The sequence below is a fragment of the Arthrobacter sp. AIWTK1 genome, assembly GCF_056680535.1.
This window is the reverse complement of the sequence record NZ_CM155287.1, coordinates 1,869,302-1,886,548: the sequence shown is the minus strand read 5'-3', so window position 1 is coordinate 1,886,548 and position 17,247 is coordinate 1,869,302. Positions and strand designations below refer to the sequence as shown.

Sequence of the window (17,247 nt, the reverse complement as noted above, 5' to 3'; positions counted from 1 at the left end):
GTTAGGCTTCTTCCCTGTTCAGGCCGGTGCTGAGGTCTTTGGTCAGGGCGGCCACGGCATCAACGCCGCCGTCACGGATGGCGGCGACGAGTGCCGTGCCAACGATCACGCCGTCTGCGTAGGCTGCGATCTCGCGGACCTGGCCGGCGTTGGACACACCGAGGCCCACGCACACCCGTTCCGCTCCCGCAGCGTGCGCGGCAGCCACAACACCTTCTGCTGCGCTGCTGACGGAGGTCCGGGCACCGGTGACGCCCATGATGGACACTGCGTAGACAAATCCGCGGCTGGCATCCACGGTTCGCTTCATGCGCTCCGGGGAGGAGGACGGCGCCACCAAAAATACCCTGTCCAGCCCGTACTTGTCAGACGCTTCCATCCATTCGGAGGCTTCATCGGGAATCAGGTCGGGGGTAATGAGCCCGGCTCCCCCGGCTTCGGCCAGTTGGCGGGAGAACTCGTCCACGCCCATCCGGACCACCGGGTTCCAGTAGGTCATCACCAGGACCGCGGCGTCGGTCTTGCTGGTGATACCGCGGACCACGTCGAAGACCTGGCGGACGTGGAAGCCCTTGGCGAGGGCCTCGGTGGTGGCGGCCTGAATGACCTGCCCGTCCATGACGGGATCAGAGTACGGAATGCCGATCTCGATCAGGTCGGCGCCGTTCTCGGCCAGCGCTATGCCGGCGGCAATGGTGTCCTCCACGCTGGGGTAGCCGGCGGGCAGGTAACCGATGAGGGCAGCCCGCCCTTCAGCGCGTGCCTTATCGATGGCGGCTGCAGATTTGCTGGTGCTGGTGATGTCCTGAACGCCGGTCACAGCTGTTCCCCCTCTTTGCCGATCTCGGCCTCGACAGAATCCTTGTCCAGCAGGTCGAACCACTCAGCAGCCGTGGCCACGTCCTTGTCGCCGCGGCCGGAGAGGTTCACGATGACGATCTTGCTGTCTGCGGGCTTGCCTTCGGCGGCAGCTTCAGCTGCGAGCCGCTGGCCCACCTTGATGGCGCCGGCCAGGGCGTGGGCTGATTCGATTGCAGGGATGATGCCTTCGGTCCGGCACAGGACCCGGAAGGCGTCCATGGCTTCGGCGTCCGTGATGGGTTCGTAGCTGACCCTGCCGATGTCCGAAAGGTAGGCGTGTTCCGGGCCGACGCCGGGGTAATCCAGGCCTGCAGAGATGGAGTGAGACTCGATGGTCTGTCCGTCGTCGTCCTGCATCAGGTACGAGCGCGCACCGTGGAGCACGCCAGGCTTACCCAGGCTGATGGTGGCGGCGTGCCTGCCGGTTTCCACGCCGTCGCCGCCGGCCTCGAAGCCGTAAATCCGAACCGAAGGATCGTCCAGGAAACCGTGGAAGATGCCGATCGCGTTGGAGCCGCCGCCGATGCAGGCGCAGACGGCGTCCGGCAGCCGGCCGGCCTGTTCCAGGATCTGGGCGCGGGCTTCTTCGCCGATGACCTCGTGGAAGTACCGCACCATCGCCGGGAACGGGTGGGCTCCGGCGGCCGTGCCGAGCAGGTAGTGGGTGTGGTCCACGTTCGCCACCCAGTCGCGGAGCGCCTCGTTGATGGCGTCCTTGAGTGTCTGCGATCCGCTGGTCACCGGAATGACCGTGGCACCCAGGAGCTCCATGCGGGCCACGTTCAGGGCCTGGCGCCGGCAGTCCTCGGCGCCCATGTACACCACGCACTCGAGGCCCAGCAGGGCGGCGGCCGTTGCGCTGGCCACGCCGTGCTGGCCCGCTCCGGTTTCGGCGATCACGCGGGTCTTGCCCATGCGCTTGGCCAGCAGTGCCTGGCCCAGGACGTTGTTGATCTTGTGCGAACCGGTGTGGTTCAGGTCCTCGCGCTTGAGGAAGATGCGGACTCCCCCGGCGTGCTCCGCGAAGCGTTTGGCCTCGGTAAGCAGGGACGGACGGCCGGAGTAGTTCTTGTTCAGGTCCTTGATCTGGGCGACGAATTCCGGGTCGGCCTTGGCCTTTTCGAAAGTGTCTTCCAGCTCATCCAGGGCCGCGATAAGGGATTCGGGCATCCAGCGCCCGCCGTAGGAGCCGAAGTACGGACCCGGCGCGTGGCGCAGAGACCGGTCTCCTTGCAGAAATGCGTCCGCGGTGCCCTCATCAGAGCCGGTTGTTGGCGCGTCGACCATCGGTCTCACCATCCTGTTCCACTGTTCATAAGAAAAATCGGGTGGCACCCGGCGTCAGCAGACTGATGCCGGGCGCCCCGGTCGTCAGACCCGTGCTGCGATGGCTTCCGCCCCGGCAGCGGTAAATTCGGCAATCCGCTCCCGCGGGGTTGCGTCGCTCACGAGCGCTTCACCCACGAGGACGGCGTTGGCACCGCTCGCGGCGTAATGCCGGACGTCGTCGACGCCACGGACACCGGACTCGGCAACGATGACCGCCTCCGGAGGGATGCCGCCGGAAAGGGAGGCAAAAACGGAACGGTCGACGTCGAGCGTCTTGAGGTTGCGGACGTTGACGCCGATGATCCGGGCGTCCGCCGCTACGGCGCGTTCGATTTCTTCTGCCGTGTGCGTCTCCACCAAAGCGTTCATGCCCAGTTCACGGGTGAGCTGGCTGAAGTCGCGCAGTTCCGCATCGGTCAGCGAAGCGACGATCAGCAGGACCAGGTCCGCACCGTGCGCCCGCGCTTCCCAGATCTGGTATTCGTCGACCGTGAAGTCCTTGCGCAGCAGCGGAACGTCCACGGCTTTCCGGACGGCGTCGAAATCGGCGAGGGACCCGCTGAACCGGCGCTGCTCGGTGAGCACGCTAATAACGGACGCACCGCCGTCGGCGTATTGGACGGCCAGCTCGGCCGGATCGGCGATGCTCGCCAGATCGCCCTTGGAGGGGCTGCGCCGCTTGATTTCCGCTATGACCTTCAGCTGCTTCCGCGGCGAGGCATCCCCGCCGAGGGCTACCCACGCGTCGCGCGCGGGCGCAGCCGCTTCGACGCGGTCCTTCAGTTCAGCGAGGGACACCAGGCGCCGGCGGGCCTCCATGTCCTCCCGTGCACCGGCATTGATGTCATCGAGAACAGTCACTGCTAGTGGCCGGAGTTCTTCAGCTTGCTGCCGTCCACGCCGTAGCCGGCCTTCCGCATGATCCAGCCGAGCAGCAGGCCGATGACCATAACAGCAGCGCCGGCAATGAAGATGGGGGTGCTGGCGATGACAAAAGCGATGGACGCAATGAGGGCGCCGACCAGCATAACGATCACGCACGTCCAGGCTGCCGGGCTGTTGCCGTGGCCGAGGTCTGCGCTGTGGTCGACACCGGTGTTGACGGTCTGCGCAGCAGCGGATTTGGATGCGGAAACAGTGGCTTTGCTCATGGAAATCTCCTCAGGATGAATACTGCTTACATTCTGCCATTTTTTGGCGGCACCTTGGACATCGGCCGGGACATCGGCGGTCCCGTCTTACGTGGGATCGTCGCCCCGGGACAGCCTGTCCCAGCTGTCGATCTCGTCCGCGGGGGCCTCGGACGCACCCGGCGTGCCGGCCGCTGCGGCGTCATATTTGGTCCGGGTCTTCCAGTGCCGTCCCGCCGGAATGATCAGCAGGGCGCTCAGGCCCAGCAGGACGCCGGCGGCGACGGCGAGTGCCGGGAACGCTGAAACGCTCACCTGGACGCTGCTCCCGGTGATGCCGGTGGCGGCGGCGATGGACCCCTGGGCTGCTGCGAGGGGGTCCGCCATGACCGTCACGGCCGCGGCAACGATGCCCACCGACGCCAGGACGATGATCGCGGTGATGATCCAGCGCGCAATCCGTCCCGCGATTGATGCGGCCAGGCCGCCGGCCAGCGCCACGAGTGCCAGCGCGGTGACGGTGGTTGCCGCCTTACTGCCCTGGACCTGGAGGCCGTCCTGGCTGTTGACGGCCTGGCCCAGCTGGGCCGGATCCAGGTGGACGGTCAGCCACGTCTGGGTTGTGGTGCCGAAGGCCGCCAGGGCCATCGCGGCGATGACCAACACCAGCGTGGACTTCCGCGCCCACACCGGAGCGCCCGTCCTTTTGCTTGCCGGCTGGCTTGCCTTGTCTGCCATGACGCCCATCAGCGGCCTGCTGTGGCGGGGCCGGCGGCGTCTCCCGGCTCCGGAACGGAGTCGGCCGTGATGTTGTGCAGGGACCCGGCCGTATGGACCGCGCGCAGGGGCGCGGCAGCCTTGTTGACGGTTTCGAGGGCTTCCGTCGGGTTGACGGAGTCCGCGACAATGCCGCCGCCCGCCTGGACGTAGGCCCGGCCTTCGCGGAGCAGCGCGGAACGGATGGCGATTGCCATGTCCATGTCGCCGGCAAAGTCCAGGTAGCCCACCACGCCGCCGTAGATGCCGCGGCGGTGCGGTTCAAGCTCATCGAGGAGCCGAAGCGCGCGGGGCTTCGGGGCGCCGGAGAGCGTCCCGGCCGGGAACGTTGCCTTCAGCACGTCATAGGCCTTGGCGGTCGGTGCCAGCTTGCCCACCACTGTGGACACCAGGTGCATGATGTGGCTGAAGCGCTCCACTTCCATGAACTGCGTGACATCCACGGTGCCGGCAATGCACACCTTGGAGAGGTCGTTGCGGGACAGGTCCACCAGCATGAGGTGCTCGGCGCGTTCCTTCTGGTCGGCCAGGAGCTCCTCGGCAAAGGCCTTGTCCGCCTCCACGGTTTTGCCCCGGGGACGTGATCCGGCGATGGGGTGGGTGATGACTTCCTCGCCCGTGACCGTCACCAGGGCCTCCGGCGAAGAGCCCACGATCGAGTACTGCCGGCCGGCGGCGTCTTCGAGGCTGAAGATGTACATGTACGGGCTGGGGTTGGTGTTCCGCAGCACCCGGTACACGTCCAGCGGATCGGCGCCGCACTCCATTTCGAAGCGGCGGGAGATGACCACTTGGAACACTTCGCCGTCGACGATCGCTTCCTTGCCGCGGTCCAGGGCAGCCAGGTAGTCGGGCTCGTTCCAGCGTTCCTGGACGCTGGAGGCAAAGTCCAGTGCGGCCGGTTCCAGCACCGAAATGGGCTGCTCCACGGGTGTGCTGACCTTTGCCAGGAGCGCCTTGACCCTGGCCACGGCGTCGTGCCAGGCCTCGTCCACACGTTCTGAGCTGTTGTCGAAGTTGATGGCGTTGGCGATCAGCAGGACGGTGCCGTCCATGTTGTCGTGCACTGCCATGTCGGTGACCAGGTTCAGGGCCAGTTCCGGGAGTTCCAGGTCGTCCTCGGGCGGGCTGGTGAGTTTCTCCCAGTGCCGCACGGTTTCCCAGCCGAGGAACCCGACCAAGCCCGAGGTGAAGGGCGGCAGGCCGTCGAAGCGGTCGGTGCGCAGGGCCTCGACGGTGTCCCGGATGGCGTCCACCGGGTTGCCGTCCACCGGCACGCCGGCGGGCGGCTCTCCCAGCCAGTGCGCCTGGCCGTCCTTGGTGGTCAGGGTGGCGCGTGACTTGGCGCCGATGAAGGAGTAGCGGGACCACGAACCGCCCACCGCCGCGGATTCCATCAGGAAAGTGCCGGGCTGGCCGTTCGCCAGCTTGCGGTATAGCCCGATGGGCGTCTCGGCGTCGGCCAGTACCTTCAGCCGGACGGGGATGACACGGCTATGGGTGGCGAGCTCCCGGAATTCCTCGAGGCCCGGGCTGATGATTCCAAGGTCCTGCATGGCTATGGTTTTCCGCCTGTTCTTGAGTGGTGCCTGAATCGTGGGGGGGGTAGGTGTCCGGCGCCTGCGCCGCACCTTGCCTGGACGGTGCTAGCTGCCTGGACGGTGCTAGCCGGCGTTATCGGCGTCGCCGGTAACGACGGAAAGACCGCGGCCGTCGAAGCAGGTGCGCGTGCCCGTGTGGCAGGCCGCCCCGACCTGGTCAACGCGGACCAGCAGGGCGTCGCCGTCGCAGTCCAGTGCAACGGATTTCACCCATTGCACGTGGCCGGAGGTGTCTCCCTTGCGCCAGTACTCCTGACGGGAACGGGAGTAGAACGTCACCCTCCCGGTGGTCATGGTGCGCCGTAGCGCCTCGTCGTCCATCCAGCCGAGCATGAGCACCTCGTTGGTGTCGAACTGCTGGACGACGGCGGCCACGAGGCCGGCGCCGTCGCGCTTGAGGGCCGCCGCTACTTCGGCAGGCAGGACAGGTACTGGGGCGGGGGCGGGCTGCTCAGACATCAGACCAAGTGTAGTGCCTCCCCGTAGTGTGACGATCAGGGTCAAATCCGGCGGCGCTTCCAGTGCGCAACTCGCGGCCTCTCGTGCTAGTTTCACAAGTGATGCATTTCGTCGATCCGTCCCGAGAAGTCCTGGCCGAAACCCTGCTGGCGGCCGGTCCTGACTCCCCCACGCTCTGCAGGGGCTGGCGCACGCGCGACCTCGCCGCACACCTCTACCTGCGCGAACGCAAGGCGGGTGTAGGGCTTGGCCTGATCATCAAGAGCCTGGCCAAAGCCTCGGACGAGGCCACCGCGAAGCTGGCCGCGAAACTGAAGACCCCCGAGGACTACACCCGGCTGGTCAACACCTTCCGCGCCGGGCCCCCGGCGTTGTCGCCGCTGAGGATCAGGGCCCTGGCCGAAAGCTCCAACCTCATTGAGTACTTCGTGCACACCGAGGACGTCCGCCGTGCCGTGGACCGCTGGGCGCCGCGCGCCCTGGACGAGGAATACTCCGACGCTCTGTGGGACGAACTCATCAAACGCGCAGCCATTTTGTACCGCGGCGTGGACCTGGGCATTGTGCTGGTGCGTCCGTCCGGTCCCCGTCACGTCGCCAAGCGCGCGCCCGTGTCGGTGGCCATCGTGGGCGAACCGGGCGAGCTGCTGATGCACGCCCACGGGCGTACCCGGCACGCGCTGGTGACCTTTGAAGGGCAGCCGGACGCAGTGGCGCTCCTCCAGTCAGCCGAAGTCGGGCTCTAACAAGCCTTTTGACTCAGGCGAGCCGGTGATTGGGCTTCCCGAAATCCAGGTTTCGACGGGCTCAACCACCGGAAAGCCCCGGCTCTAACGGATGCCTTAGCGGACCTCGAAGCCCGCTTCACGGATGGCGGTCTTGACCTGCGAAATCATGTCCAGCGGTCCGAAGTGGAAAATCGACGCCGCCAGCACGGCGTCCGCTCCGGCCGCGACGGCGGGCGGAAAGTGTTCGGGCTTGCCTGCCCCGCCGGACGCGATAATGGGGACCTTGACGGCGGCCCGGACCAGGCGGATCAGTTCGATGTCGAAGCCGTCCTTGGTGCCGTCGGCATCAATGGAGTTGAGCAGGATCTCGCCCACGCCGCGGTCCGCGGCTTCGCGCGCCCACTCAATGGCGTCGACCCCGGTCCCCTGCCGGCCGCCGTGCGTGGTCACCTCAAAGCCCGACGCCGTGGGCTCGGATCCGGGGCGGGTGCGCCGGGCGTCCACGGAGAGGACCAGGACCTGGGAACCGAAGTGCCGGGTGATTTCGTCAATGACGTCCGGCCGGGCCACGGCCGCCGTGTTGATGGAGGCTTTGTCCGCGCCGTAACGCAGGAGCTTGTCCACCTCGGCCACGCCGCGGACGCCGCCGCCGACGGTCAGCGGAATGAAGACTTCCTCGGCCGTCCGGCGAACCACGTCGAAGGTGGTCTCGCGGTTGCCCGAGGACGCCGTGACGTCCAGGAACGTCAGTTCGTCCGCCCCGCCGTTGTCGTAGCGGTGCGCCAGTTCCACGGGATCGCCGGCGTCCCGGAGGCCCTCGAAGTTGATGCCCTTGACCACGCGGCCGGCGTCAACGTCCAGGCACGGAATGACGCGCACTGCTACAGCCATGATGTCTCCTGAGGATTTGCTGGTGGGAGATTCGGTGGGGCCCGCCGGGAGCGGCCCGGGCCTAAACGGCCAGGCTCAGATCCGGCAGGCGTGGATGCTGCTGACCAGGATGGCCCGGGCGCCCAGGTCGTAGAGCTCGTCCATGATCCGGTTGGTTTCCTTCTTCGGCACCATGGAACGGACTGCAACCCACTCGGAATCGCGCAGCGGCGAGACCGTGGGCGATTCCAGGCCGGGTGTCAGCGCCGCAGCCTGCTCCACGAGTTCCTTGCGGATGTCGTAGTCCATCAGGACGTACTGCCGGGCCACGAGCACGCCCTGCAGGCGGCGGATCAGGACCTCGACCTCCTTGGCTGTGCCGTTCGCGGCGCCTTCCTGGCCGGTGCGGCGGATCAACACCGCCTCGGACTTGAGGATCGGTTCACCGAAGATTTCCATCCCGGCCGCCTTCAGCGTGTTCCCGGTTTCGACGACGTCGGCAATCGCGTCCGCGACGCCGAGCCGCACCGAGGATTCCACGGCGCCGTCCAGGCGGACCACCTTGGCGTTGATGCCGCGCTCGGCGAGGTAGCCGCGCAGGAGTCCGTCGTAGCTGGTGGCCAGACGCTTGCCTTCGAGTTCTTCCACCTTGGTGAAGTCGCCCACCGGACCGGCGAAACGGAAGGTTGAGGCGGCAAAGCCCAGCGGCAGCAGTTCCTCAGCCTCCACCTCGGCGTCCAGCAGCAGGTCGCGGCCGGTGATGCCGACGTCGAGCGTTCCCCTGCCGACGTAAACGGCGATGTCGCGCGGGCGGAGGAAGAAAAATTCAATGTCGTTGTCCGGGTCCACCATGACCAGCTCGCGGGTATCGCGGCGCTGGCGGTAGCCGGCTTCGGACAGCATGGCCGAAGCCGCTTCGGACAGGGATCCCTTGTTGGGGACGGCAACTCGCAGCATGGGGGTCTTTCTGGGTTAGGAAGTCTTGGTTACAGGCAATCGGCCACGCTCAGCATGGCTACAGATGCTTGTAGACGTCTTCCAGGGTCAGGCCTTTTGCCAGCATCAGAACCTGCAGGTGGTACAGGAGCTGGGAGATTTCCTCGGCCGCGGCCTCGTCGGATTCGTATTCGGCAGCCATCCATACTTCGGCGGCTTCCTCCACGACCTTCTTGCCGATGCCGTGGACTCCGGACTCCAATTCTGCGACGGTGCGGGAGCCTGCCGGGCGGGTGGCTGCCTTCTCACTCAGTTCTGCGAACAGCGTCTCGAAATTCTTCACGCCCTCCAGCCTACTTGCTCCGGGCCTGAGCCCGCCTGTCGGGCCGTTCCATGACGGCGCCGATGTGAGGCAATACACAGGTCCGGAGCAAGCAAAGGGGACGCCTAGCTGTACTGCTTCAGGGTGACCGCGGTGGCCAGCGCGGCGGTGACTGCTTCGTGTCCCTTGTCCTCCTTGGACCCGGGCAGGCCCGCGCGGTCCAGGCCCTGCTGCTCGGTGTCGCAGGTGAGCACGCCGAAGCCAACCGGAACGCCGGTGTTGACGCTGACGTCGGTCAGGCCCATCGTGGCCGCCTCGCAGACGTACTCGAAATGCGGGGTTCCGCCGCGGATCACCACACCAAGCGCCACAACGGCGTCGAAGTGCTTGGCCAGCCGGGCGGCGGCCACGGGGAGCTCAAAGCTGCCCGGCACCCGCAGGACGGTCGGTTCGCTGATTCCGGCGTCATTCGCGGCGCGGAGCGCGCCGTCCAGCAGCCCGTCCATGATCTGCGTGTGCCAGCTGGCGGCCACAATGGCCAGCTTCAGCTGCGACGTCTCCGCCGGGTCAAGGGTGGTGAGGTCGATCTCCGGTGCGCCGTGTCCACTCATCTAAAGTCTCCTGGTTCGTTCTATTTATTGGGGTCAGGTTTGTCAGCGCTGATTCAGTCTTGTTCGTGCTGGAAAGGGCCCTGGCCGGCGGCCGGCAAGACCGTCACCGGTTCGCTGCCCTGGGTGTCCAGGACGAGCCGGTGGTCCATCCGGTCCTTCTTGGTCTGCAGGTACCGGATGTTCTGTTCGCGCGAGGGAACCTCGGTGGGAACCATTTCGACGACGGTGACGCCGGCGTCAGCCAGCCGGTTCTGCTTGTCCGGGTTGTTGCTGAGCAGGCGCACTTCGTTCAGTCCCAGCTCGGCCAGGATCTGTGCGGCGGCGTTGTAGCAGCGCGCATCCACTGGAAGGCCCAGCTGCTCGTTGGCTTCGACCGTATCGAAGCCGGCTTCCTGCAGGGCGTAGGCCTTGATTTTGTTGGCCAGCCCAATGCCGCGGCCTTCCTGTCCGCGCAGGTACAGCAGCGTGCCGCCTTCCTCGCTGATCTTCTCCAAGGCATAGGCCAGTTGCTCTCCGCAGTCGCAGCGGTAGGAACCGAAAACGTCACCGGTGAGGCATTCCGAGTGCAGCCGCACCAGTGGCGCCGTCCCGTCCACCGGCGGAATGGGCGAACTCACGGCGAGGTGCTCGACGCCTGTCACCAGGTCGGTCCAGGCCTGGGCCACGAAGTCCCCGAATTCACTGGGCAACTGGACAATGGGTCCGCCGCTGACCGGATGCGGCCGGCGCCCGGCCTTCACGTCTTTTCGTGCCTCTGAAGCCGTCATCGCATCTCCTCATTCCCCGCCGGGACCGGCGCCTGTCCGTCGGGCAGCCCTGCATCCAGGTAGGCCACCAGATCCTCGATCGAGATCAGGGGGCATCCATGTTCTGCAGCGAAGCCGCGAAGTCCGTCCAGGCGCATCATTTCTCCGTTGTCGTACACCACTTCGGCGATCACGCCCACTGGCTCCAGTCCGGCAAGCCGGCACAGGTCCACGGCCGCTTCGGTGTGGCCCGGACGTTCACGCACTCCACCCTTAACGGCCCGGAGCGGGAAAACATGCCCGGGACGGGTGATGGATTCCGGGCGGCTGGCCGGATCTGACAGCACCCGGGCGGTGAGTGCCCGGTCCGTTGCCGAAATTCCCGTGCTGACGCCGATTGCCGCATCGCAGGAAACCGTGTACGCGGTGCCCTTAGCGTCTTCGTTGACCTCGACCATTGGCGGCAACAGCAGGGCATCCGCCCGGGCTCCGTCGAGCGGCACACAGATCACTCCGGAGCTGTAGCGGACGGTCCATCCCATCAGTTCAGGTGTGGCGTGCTGGGCGGCGAAAATGATATCGCCTTCGTTTTCACGGTCCTCGTTGTCCACCACCAGGACCGGGAGGCCGGCAGCCATGGCCCGGACGGCGTCTTCGATCGGGTCCAGGCCGACGCGGCGGCCCGCTGGCGCTGCCTGCGCTGCAACAGGAATGCCCAACTCGTCGGTGCCCAGTTCACCGGGGTGGAGTTTCGGAGTGTTCTTGACCTGGCTCATTTGGAGTCCCCCGTTCCGGCCGGGACGTTGCCGGTGCCAGCGCCGACGGCGGCGCCGCCGGCGAAGGCGAGCAGGCGTTCGGTGTATTTGGCCAGCACATCGACTTCGAGGTTGACCCTGCTGCCGAGGTTCTTGGCGCCCAGGCCTGTCTCGGCCAGGGTGGTGGGGATGAGTCCCACTTCGAACCAGGGTGCCGGTTCAGCAGCGTCGCTGACAGCCGTCACGGTGAGGGAGACACCATCGACGGCGATGGATCCCTTCTCAGCGATGTACCGGGCAAGCCGCACGGGTACTCCGAACCGCAGGCGGTCCCAGTTGCCCAATGCTTCGCGCTCAAGCAGTTCCCCGACGCCGTCCACGTGCCCCTGGACAACGTGTCCGTCCAGGCGTCCGCCGGCCGGAACACAGCGTTCCAGGTTCACGGTGTCGCCCGCGTCGAGCTCCCCGATCGTGCTGCGGACCAGGGTCTCGCCCATGACGTCGACGCTGAAGTCCTTGCCGTCGATGGCCGTGGCAGTCAGGCAGACGCCGTTGACGGCGACGGAGCCGCCCAGGGCTAGTCCCTCAGTGCTGCCGGGCGCGTGGAGGCGCACCGTGGCGCTGACCTCGCCGTTGCGTTCAACAGACAGGACCCTGCCCTGCTCGGCGATAATTCCGGTAAACATCAGTTGCCTCCTGTGGCAGTGCCCGCGCCGGTGCGGTGCGGTAAGGATTGGAGTGGGCTGGTGGGGGAAGGAAAGAGATCCGGGACAACCGGCTCGGCAGATACGCCCGAGGCAGCCGGCGTGGCAGCCCCAGCTGCCGGTCCGGTGTGCCCTGGGCACAGGTGGAGCCTAAGGTCCCGCCCGAGGGTCTGCACGGCTCCCCCGGACGCCTGGTCCCAGTCCCAGGCCTGGGCGTCGGCAAGGGTTGTGATGCCGAGGTCGTTGAGGGCGGCCGTGCCGGACCCCAGCAGGGTGGGCGCAAGGTAGACGATCAGTTCGTCCACCAGCCCGGCGGCGAGGAACGCGCTCAGGATGCTGGATCCGCCTTCCACCATGACGTGCCGGACACCGGCGGAGAAAAGCTGCTCCAGTGCCGCGTGCGGATCCCGGGTGGGCAGGTGCAGGACGCGGCCGTCTTCCCCGTGGATGGCGGCGTCGTCGGGGATTCCCCGGAGCCCCATGACCGCGCGCAGCGGCTGGCTGTCCGCCGTCTTCCCTGACGGGTCCCGGGCGGTGAGCCGGGGATTGTCCACCAGGAGCGTCTGCGTGCCCACCAGGATGGCGTCAACCCGGCTGCGGAGTGCGTGGTTGTCCGCGAGGGATTCCGGGCTGGAGATCCACTGGCTGGTGCCGTCCGCTGCCGCGATGCGGCTGTCCAGGGTCTGGGCGATGTGGAGGGTGACGAACGGGCGCTGGCTGAGAACGGCTTCGAACCAGCGGCGGTTCAGCTCGAACGCCGCGCGGGCGGAGAGGCCGGAACGTACGCTGACGCCCGCGGCCCGCAGCGTTGCGGCTCCCCCGGCGGCGGGATCATGGGGGTCGTCGACGGCGTACACCACTGAAGAGATGCCGGCGTCGATAATGGCCTGGGCGCACGGACCGGTCCGTCCGCAGTGGTTGCAGGGTTCGAGGGTGACCACCATGGTGGATCCGGCCAGGTCGATGCCCTTCATGCCGGCCTGGGCAATGGCGTCAGCCTCGGCGTGCGCCGTCCCGGCGCCCCGGTGGTAACCGGTCACGAGTTGCCGGCCATCGGGTCCGACGACGACGGCGCCCACCAGCGGGTTTGCCCCGCGGGGTCCCAGGAGCGCGGCGTCGAGGGCTGCCTCCATGGCATCGATCTCGGCAGCACTGAACATAACTGTTGTCTGCGGCGTCAAAGCGTTCGTCGTTCCTTCCCTCGAGAACCGCGAGGCTCCGGGGGTATACGACAGCGCAATGCTGCACCGCCCGAAGGGCAGTGCAGTAACAGCTGTACGTGCTTCTCTCATCCAGACTTTAACTGTCGGTACCGGAATTTCACCGGTTCAACCGTCCGCCGGAACAGTTCCTGGAGAGGATCTGTGCCGGCTCGCGGGTCGCGGACTGTCACCGCCGGTTCGGACTTACACCGACCCCGGAGCACGTAGTGTGTGTTGTTATTCTGTCACAACTGAGTGACTGGCCCGTGTATTCCCGTCAGACTCCGTCATGATTCCGAAACAGAGTGTGCCGCGGACGGAACAGCACGTGAGCCGGCTGCCCGGAGGCGGTCAATCGCCGCGGCGGGGTCCTCCGCACCGTACACGGCAGAGCCTGCCACGAAGACGTTGGCTCCTGCTTCGGCGGCCCGGACGATGGTTTCCTCGGTGATGCCGCCGTCCACCTGCAGTGCCACCCCGGTGCCGGAGCCGTCGATGGCTGCCCGGGCGCGCTTGATCTTGGGAAGCGTCAGGTCCAGGAACGACTGACCGCCGAAGCCGGGTTCCACGGTCATGATGAGCAGCAGGTCCAGTTCGGACAGCATGTCCAGGTAGGGCTCCACCGGGGTGCCGGGGCGCAGCGCCATGCCGGCCTTGGCCCCGCGTGCGCGGAGTTCCCGGGCCAGTTTGATCGGCGCAATCGAGGCTTCAGCGTGGAAGGTCACCGAGGCGAGTCCCGCGTCGGCGAAGGCGGGCGCCCAGCGGTCGGCGTCGGCGATCATCAGGTGTGCATCCAGCGGCACCGGGCTCACGGCCTGGATGCGCTGGACCACGGGCAGTCCGATGGTCAGGTTCGGCACGAAGTGGTTGTCCATGACGTCCACGTGGACGGCATCGGCGTTGCTGATTCTGCGCAGCTCCGCCTCCAGGTTGACGAAGTCGGCGGAGAGGATGCTGGGGTTGATGCAGCACTGAGCCATGTCGGCTCCTTTCACTGAGGCGGGGGGATCGGGTATGGCGGAGGATCAGGGTTTCTTGTGGATGAGTGCCAGGAACATGGCGTCGGTCCGGTGCACATGGGGCCACAGCTGGGCTGTCATGTCATGGCCGGCCTCGAGGTGCCCTGGCAGGCTGACCTTATCCAGCGCCGCGCCGGCGTCGAGCAATTCCAGGTCGTCCCGCTTGCGCAGCGCGTCGGTCACCACGGCGGTGGTTTCGGCCGGATGCGGCGAGCAGGTCACGTACGCCACCACGCCGCCGGGGCGGACTGCGTCCAGGGCTGACTTAAGCAGTTCCCGCTGGAGCGGCCCCAGGTCAGCGAGGTCCTTGGGCGTCCGCCGCCACCTGGACTCCGGCCTGCGCCGCAGGGCGCCAAGTCCGCTGCAGGGGACGTCGACGAGCACGCGGTCAAAAGTCCCCGCCATTTCAGTTCCGACGTCGCGGCCGTCCCCGGTCCGGACATGCCAGACCTCATGCGGGACCGCGGCCAGCGCCTGCCGCACCAGCTTGGCACGGTGCGGGGCGGGTTCGTTGGCCAGCAGGGTGGCCCCCTGCTGCCGGGCAAGGGCACCCAGCAGGGCTGCCTTGCCGCCCGGTCCGGCGCAAAGGTCCAGCCATTTTTCGCCGCCCCGGCCGGCGGACTGCACATCCGCGCCTTCCGCAGCCACTGCTTGCGGATCCACCGACTGCAGATCCGCCGAATGCAGATCCACGGCGGCCATGGCGCGGGCCACCAGCTGGGAGCCCACGTCCTGCACCCTGGTGCTGCCCTCACGCACGGACGCCAGCCGCCCGAGGTCTCCTCCGCTGGAGAGCGCTGAGCCTTCCACGAGTTCCCCGGCCGTGGCGCCGCCTTCCAGCGCTTCGTCCAGGTTCCCCAGTCCTGGCAGCGCCACGAGGTTGACCACCGGCGCAGCGTTGTCTGCTTCAAGGAGTTCGTTGATTTCGCTGACCGGGCGGCCGTGCGCCACCAGCGACTGCCGCAGCGCGCGGACAATCCACTCCGGGTGGGCGTAGCGGATGGAGGCCACGCGGGTTTCGTCCTGCTCGTCGCTGACCAGCAGCTCCAGCCACTCGTCCAGGGTGTGCGCGGAGACCTTGCGCAGGACGGCGTTGATCAGGGCGGACGGCCCGGCGCCAATGACCGCGCGCGCCAGTCCCACGGTCTGGTCGAGGGCCGCATGGGCTGGTACGCGCATGGCCAGCAACTGGTGGGCACCGATCCGCAGGGCGTCGAGGATGGCAGGATCCAGCTGGTCCAGCGGCCGGTCGACGCAGCGGGCCAGGATGGCGTCGTAGGTCCCCTGCCCGCGCAGGGCCCCGTAGCTCAGTTCGGTGGCGAAGCCGGCGTCCCGTTTGTCCAGGCCGTGGTGGCGGATCCGGGCCGGCAGGACCAGGTTTGCGTAGGCGTCTTCCGATGCGACGGCACGCAGCACCTCAAAAGCCACCAGCCGTGCCGGGTCAGCACGCCGCGTGCGCTGGGAAGGAGCGTTCTCGCTGAAGTTCCGCTTCGGGCCGCGGTTGCGTTCCCGGCCCTGGGCGTCCCGCTGGCTGCCTTGGCGGCGGCTGCCGGACGAACCCCCTGACTGCCCGCCTGCTCCTGCTCCGCCGCCGGTGTTCCCCTGACGGGGGCCCTTGCCGCGGCCGCTGCCGCCCGTTCCGGACTCACTCATTCGAATACCACACCTTCCAGTGCTGCCTGTCCGCGCGCCCAGTCAGCGGCGGCCATCATCTTTTTGCCCGAGGGCTGTATCCGCGTCAGCTCAACGGGGTGGGAGCCAGTACCCACCAGAACGCTCTTCCCGTCGAGCAGCACCTGGCCCGGCGGCAATGCCGGAGCGTCGGTCCGGAGCGCAACCGGTTCGAGTTTCACGCGCTGACCGTCCAAGGTGGTCCAGGCGCCGGGTTCAGGCGTGACGCCGCGGGCACGGCGCCCGATGGCGAGGGCCGGCTGGTGCCAGTCGATCCGTCCGTCATCGATGCCGAGTTTGGGTGCCAGGGACACGTCCCCCGACTGCGGAACAGCTACTGCCCGTCCCGCTTCAATGGCGGAAAGGGTCTGCGCGAGCAACACAGCGCCGCTCTGCGACAGGCGTTCCAGCAGGTCACCGGAAGTGTCATCCGGGCGGACGCCCTCAGTGAGGGTGCCGAACACCGGGCCGGTATCCAGCCCTTCTTCGAGGAGGAACGTCACCGCCCCGGTGATGTCGTCGCCGGCCATCACGGCCCGCTGCACCGGTGCGGCACCGCGCCAGGCCGGCAGCAGGGAAAAGTGCAGGTTGATCCAGCCGTGCCGGGGAACATCAAGCGCCGCGCGCGGGATGAGGCCTCCATAGGCCACGATGGCTGCCGCATCCGGAGCGATGGCGGCTATCCGGGCGGTCACCTCCGCGTCAACCTTCGCGGCATGGATGACCTCTATGCCGAGTTCGGCGGCGCGCGCGGCAACGGGCGACGGCGTGAGCACCCGTTTGCGTCCGATCGGCGCGTCCGGACGGGTCAGGACGGCAACGACGTCAAAGCCGGCCTGCACCAAAGCGTTGAGGGACGGTACCGCGACGGCCGGAGTACCGGCGAAGAGTACCCTCACTCGGCGGCGCCGAAACTGCCGCCGCCGAAGCTGCCGCCCCCGAAACTGGAACCTACAGTCTTGGCACGCTTCGACGTCGTACGTTCGGTAATTGCGTCGTAGTTTGCATTGCGGATGGAACGCAGGGCGGCCTTGCGGTCTTCGCCCTCGAGCCTGTCCGTGAAGAGGATGCCGTCCAGGTGGTCTGTCTCGTGCTGGAAGCAGCGGGCCAGCATGCCTTCGCCGTCCACGGTGACGGGATTGCCATGGAGGTCGACGCCGGTAACCCGTGTGGCGCGGCGGCGGCGGACGGGGAAGCCAAGGCCCGGGATGGACAAGCAGCCCTCCACTTCGTCGGGCTGGAAGTCCTCGCTGTTTTCAAGCACCGGATTGATGATGTGGCCTTCTACTCCGCCGATGCGGTAGGTGAAAACCCGCTTGCTGACACCGACCTGGGGCGCTGCCAGGCCTGCGCCGTCCACATCCTCCATGGTCTCGGTCATGTCTGCAACGAGTTTTGCGAGTTCCGGCCCGAATTCCGTCACGGGTTCGGCAACTGTGCGCAGCACAGGGTCGCCGATGATGCGGATATTCATAATGGCCATGTGCAATCTGTCCTTCGGTGATACGGGATAGGCGGTAGGGATC

At 67.2% G+C, this 17,247-nt stretch carries 20 protein-coding genes and 1 riboswitch; of the genes, 1 reads left to right on the top strand and 19 read right to left on the bottom strand.

Going from position 1 to position 17,247, the window contains the following annotated elements:
* Window position 1: 1 nt before the first annotated feature.
* The 7 genes from trpA to hisI form a co-directional block, all read right to left on the bottom strand.
* Complete coding sequence (gene trpA / locus AC1MDG_RS08675; RefSeq protein WP_479808550.1) at window positions 2-820, bottom strand: tryptophan synthase subunit alpha; 819 nt, start codon at window positions 818-820, stop codon at window positions 2-4.
* Window positions 817-2,148 (bottom strand): tryptophan synthase subunit beta, encoded by a 1,332-nt coding sequence (trpB, locus tag AC1MDG_RS08670; protein WP_209745791.1) that lies wholly within the window; start codon window positions 2,146-2,148, stop codon window positions 817-819. The genes trpA and trpB overlap by 4 nt, the downstream gene beginning before the upstream one ends.
* Before the next feature lie 84 nt (window positions 2,149-2,232).
* Window positions 2,233-3,051, bottom strand: a complete 819-nt coding sequence (trpC, locus tag AC1MDG_RS08665) for an indole-3-glycerol phosphate synthase TrpC (RefSeq protein WP_479808549.1) — start codon at window positions 3,049-3,051, stop codon at window positions 2,233-2,235.
* A 2-nt stretch (window positions 3,052-3,053) separates the two neighbouring features.
* Window positions 3,054-3,341 (bottom strand): HGxxPAAW family protein, encoded by a 288-nt coding sequence (locus tag AC1MDG_RS08660; protein WP_043480641.1) that lies wholly within the window; start codon window positions 3,339-3,341, stop codon window positions 3,054-3,056.
* Between the two features lie 87 nt (window positions 3,342-3,428).
* Window positions 3,429-4,067, bottom strand: a complete 639-nt coding sequence (locus tag AC1MDG_RS08655; protein ID WP_479808548.1) for a Trp biosynthesis-associated membrane protein — start codon at window positions 4,065-4,067, stop codon at window positions 3,429-3,431.
* Window positions 4,067-5,653, bottom strand: coding sequence for an anthranilate synthase component I (locus AC1MDG_RS08650; RefSeq protein ID WP_043480639.1), 1,587 nt, complete (start codon window positions 5,651-5,653; stop codon window positions 4,067-4,069). The genes AC1MDG_RS08655 and AC1MDG_RS08650 overlap by 1 nt, the downstream gene beginning before the upstream one ends.
* 108 nt (window positions 5,654-5,761) lie before the next feature.
* Entirely contained in the window at window positions 5,762-6,157 is a 396-nt protein-coding gene (gene hisI / locus AC1MDG_RS08645) for a phosphoribosyl-AMP cyclohydrolase (protein WP_479808547.1), read from the bottom strand.
* Between the two features lie 101 nt (window positions 6,158-6,258).
* Between hisI and AC1MDG_RS08640 the strand changes: the two genes are divergently transcribed.
* Window positions 6,259-6,903 carry a TIGR03085 family metal-binding protein gene (locus AC1MDG_RS08640; protein WP_043480637.1) on the top strand — a complete coding sequence of 215 codons (645 nt, stop codon included), beginning with the start codon at window positions 6,259-6,261 and terminating at the stop codon, window positions 6,901-6,903.
* A gap of 96 nt (window positions 6,904-6,999) precedes the next feature.
* Here the strand turns inward: AC1MDG_RS08640 and hisF are convergent, their stop codons facing one another.
* The 12 genes from hisF to def all read right to left on the bottom strand — a co-directional run bounded on the left by hisF (window position 7,000) and on the right by def (window position 17,204).
* Window positions 7,000-7,776, bottom strand: coding sequence for an imidazole glycerol phosphate synthase subunit HisF (hisF, locus tag AC1MDG_RS08635; RefSeq protein ID WP_479808546.1), 777 nt, complete (start codon window positions 7,774-7,776; stop codon window positions 7,000-7,002).
* A gap of 75 nt (window positions 7,777-7,851) precedes the next feature.
* Window positions 7,852-8,712, bottom strand: a complete 861-nt coding sequence (hisG, locus tag AC1MDG_RS08630) for an ATP phosphoribosyltransferase (protein WP_043480635.1) — start codon at window positions 8,710-8,712, stop codon at window positions 7,852-7,854.
* Window positions 8,713-8,770: 58 nt separating this feature from the next.
* The gene (locus AC1MDG_RS08625) at window positions 8,771-9,034 is read right to left on the bottom strand and encodes a phosphoribosyl-ATP diphosphatase (RefSeq protein ID WP_028270786.1); all 264 of its coding nucleotides are present in this window, start codon (window positions 9,032-9,034) and stop codon (window positions 8,771-8,773) included.
* Window positions 9,035-9,138: 104 nt separating this feature from the next.
* Window positions 9,139-9,624, bottom strand: a complete 486-nt coding sequence (gene ribH / locus AC1MDG_RS08620; RefSeq protein WP_479808545.1) for a 6,7-dimethyl-8-ribityllumazine synthase — start codon at window positions 9,622-9,624, stop codon at window positions 9,139-9,141.
* A gap of 53 nt (window positions 9,625-9,677) precedes the next feature.
* Window positions 9,678-10,391 carry a GTP cyclohydrolase II gene (gene ribA, locus AC1MDG_RS08615; protein WP_479808544.1) on the bottom strand — a complete coding sequence of 238 codons (714 nt, stop codon included), beginning with the start codon at window positions 10,389-10,391 and terminating at the stop codon, window positions 9,678-9,680.
* Entirely contained in the window at window positions 10,388-11,146 is a 759-nt protein-coding gene (gene ribB, locus AC1MDG_RS08610) for a 3,4-dihydroxy-2-butanone-4-phosphate synthase (RefSeq protein WP_479808543.1), read from the bottom strand. Before ribB ends, ribA begins: the two co-directional genes overlap by 4 nt.
* Window positions 11,143-11,811: a riboflavin synthase gene (locus AC1MDG_RS08605; RefSeq protein WP_479808542.1), complete on the bottom strand. Its 669-nt coding sequence runs from the start codon at window positions 11,809-11,811 to the stop codon at window positions 11,143-11,145. Before AC1MDG_RS08605 ends, ribB begins: the two co-directional genes overlap by 4 nt.
* Window positions 11,811-12,989 (bottom strand): bifunctional diaminohydroxyphosphoribosylaminopyrimidine deaminase/5-amino-6-(5-phosphoribosylamino)uracil reductase RibD, encoded by a 1,179-nt coding sequence (gene ribD, locus AC1MDG_RS08600; protein ID WP_479808541.1) that lies wholly within the window; start codon window positions 12,987-12,989, stop codon window positions 11,811-11,813. The genes AC1MDG_RS08605 and ribD overlap by 1 nt, the downstream gene beginning before the upstream one ends.
* A 116-nt stretch (window positions 12,990-13,105) precedes the next feature.
* A riboswitch (FMN riboswitch) is annotated at window positions 13,106-13,258 on the bottom strand.
* 60 nt (window positions 13,259-13,318) lie between these two features.
* The gene (gene rpe / locus AC1MDG_RS08595; RefSeq protein WP_043480630.1) at window positions 13,319-14,011 is read right to left on the bottom strand and encodes a ribulose-phosphate 3-epimerase; all 693 of its coding nucleotides are present in this window, start codon (window positions 14,009-14,011) and stop codon (window positions 13,319-13,321) included.
* A gap of 45 nt (window positions 14,012-14,056) precedes the next feature.
* Window positions 14,057-15,703 (bottom strand): RsmB/NOP family class I SAM-dependent RNA methyltransferase, encoded by a 1,647-nt coding sequence (locus AC1MDG_RS08590; RefSeq protein ID WP_479808540.1) that lies wholly within the window; start codon window positions 15,701-15,703, stop codon window positions 14,057-14,059.
* Window positions 15,700-16,620, bottom strand: a complete 921-nt coding sequence (gene fmt / locus AC1MDG_RS08585; protein ID WP_479808539.1) for a methionyl-tRNA formyltransferase — start codon at window positions 16,618-16,620, stop codon at window positions 15,700-15,702. Before fmt ends, AC1MDG_RS08590 begins: the two co-directional genes overlap by 4 nt.
* Window positions 16,617-17,204, bottom strand: a complete 588-nt coding sequence (gene def, locus AC1MDG_RS08580; RefSeq protein ID WP_479808538.1) for a peptide deformylase — start codon at window positions 17,202-17,204, stop codon at window positions 16,617-16,619. The genes fmt and def overlap by 4 nt, the downstream gene beginning before the upstream one ends.
* Window positions 17,205-17,247: the final 43 nt, after the last annotated feature.

Excerpts from the sequence above, each read along its gene's own strand:
- ribD (WP_479808541.1), bottom strand. The coding sequence starts at position 12,989 with ATGTTCAGTGCTGCCGAGATCGATGCCATGGAGGCAGCCCTCGACGCC.
- hisI (WP_479808547.1), bottom strand. The coding sequence starts at position 6,157 with ATGTCTGAGCAGCCCGCCCCCGCCCCAGTACCTGTCCTGCCTGCCGAA.
- def (WP_479808538.1), bottom strand. The coding sequence starts at position 17,204 with ATGGCCATTATGAATATCCGCATCATCGGCGACCCTGTGCTGCGCACA.
- AC1MDG_RS08640 (WP_043480637.1), top strand. The coding sequence starts at position 6,259 with ATGCATTTCGTCGATCCGTCCCGAGAAGTCCTGGCCGAAACCCTGCTG.
- rpe (WP_043480630.1), bottom strand. The coding sequence starts at position 14,011 with ATGGCTCAGTGCTGCATCAACCCCAGCATCCTCTCCGCCGACTTCGTC.
- ribA (WP_479808544.1), bottom strand. The coding sequence starts at position 10,391 with ATGACGGCTTCAGAGGCACGAAAAGACGTGAAGGCCGGGCGCCGGCCG.
- hisG (WP_043480635.1), bottom strand. The coding sequence starts at position 8,712 with ATGCTGCGAGTTGCCGTCCCCAACAAGGGATCCCTGTCCGAAGCGGCT.
- hisF (WP_479808546.1), bottom strand. The coding sequence starts at position 7,776 with ATGGCTGTAGCAGTGCGCGTCATTCCGTGCCTGGACGTTGACGCCGGC.
- ribH (WP_479808545.1), bottom strand. The coding sequence starts at position 9,624 with ATGAGTGGACACGGCGCACCGGAGATCGACCTCACCACCCTTGACCCG.
- trpB (WP_209745791.1), bottom strand. The coding sequence starts at position 2,148 with ATGGTCGACGCGCCAACAACCGGCTCTGATGAGGGCACCGCGGACGCA.
- AC1MDG_RS08650 (WP_043480639.1), bottom strand. The coding sequence starts at position 5,653 with ATGCAGGACCTTGGAATCATCAGCCCGGGCCTCGAGGAATTCCGGGAG.
- AC1MDG_RS08655 (WP_479808548.1), bottom strand. The coding sequence starts at position 4,067 with ATGGGCGTCATGGCAGACAAGGCAAGCCAGCCGGCAAGCAAAAGGACG.
- AC1MDG_RS08605 (WP_479808542.1), bottom strand. The coding sequence starts at position 11,811 with ATGTTTACCGGAATTATCGCCGAGCAGGGCAGGGTCCTGTCTGTTGAA.
- AC1MDG_RS08590 (WP_479808540.1), bottom strand. The coding sequence starts at position 15,703 with ATGAGTGAGTCCGGAACGGGCGGCAGCGGCCGCGGCAAGGGCCCCCGT.
- ribB (WP_479808543.1), bottom strand. The coding sequence starts at position 11,146 with ATGAGCCAGGTCAAGAACACTCCGAAACTCCACCCCGGTGAACTGGGC.
- AC1MDG_RS08660 (WP_043480641.1), bottom strand. The coding sequence starts at position 3,341 with ATGAGCAAAGCCACTGTTTCCGCATCCAAATCCGCTGCTGCGCAGACC.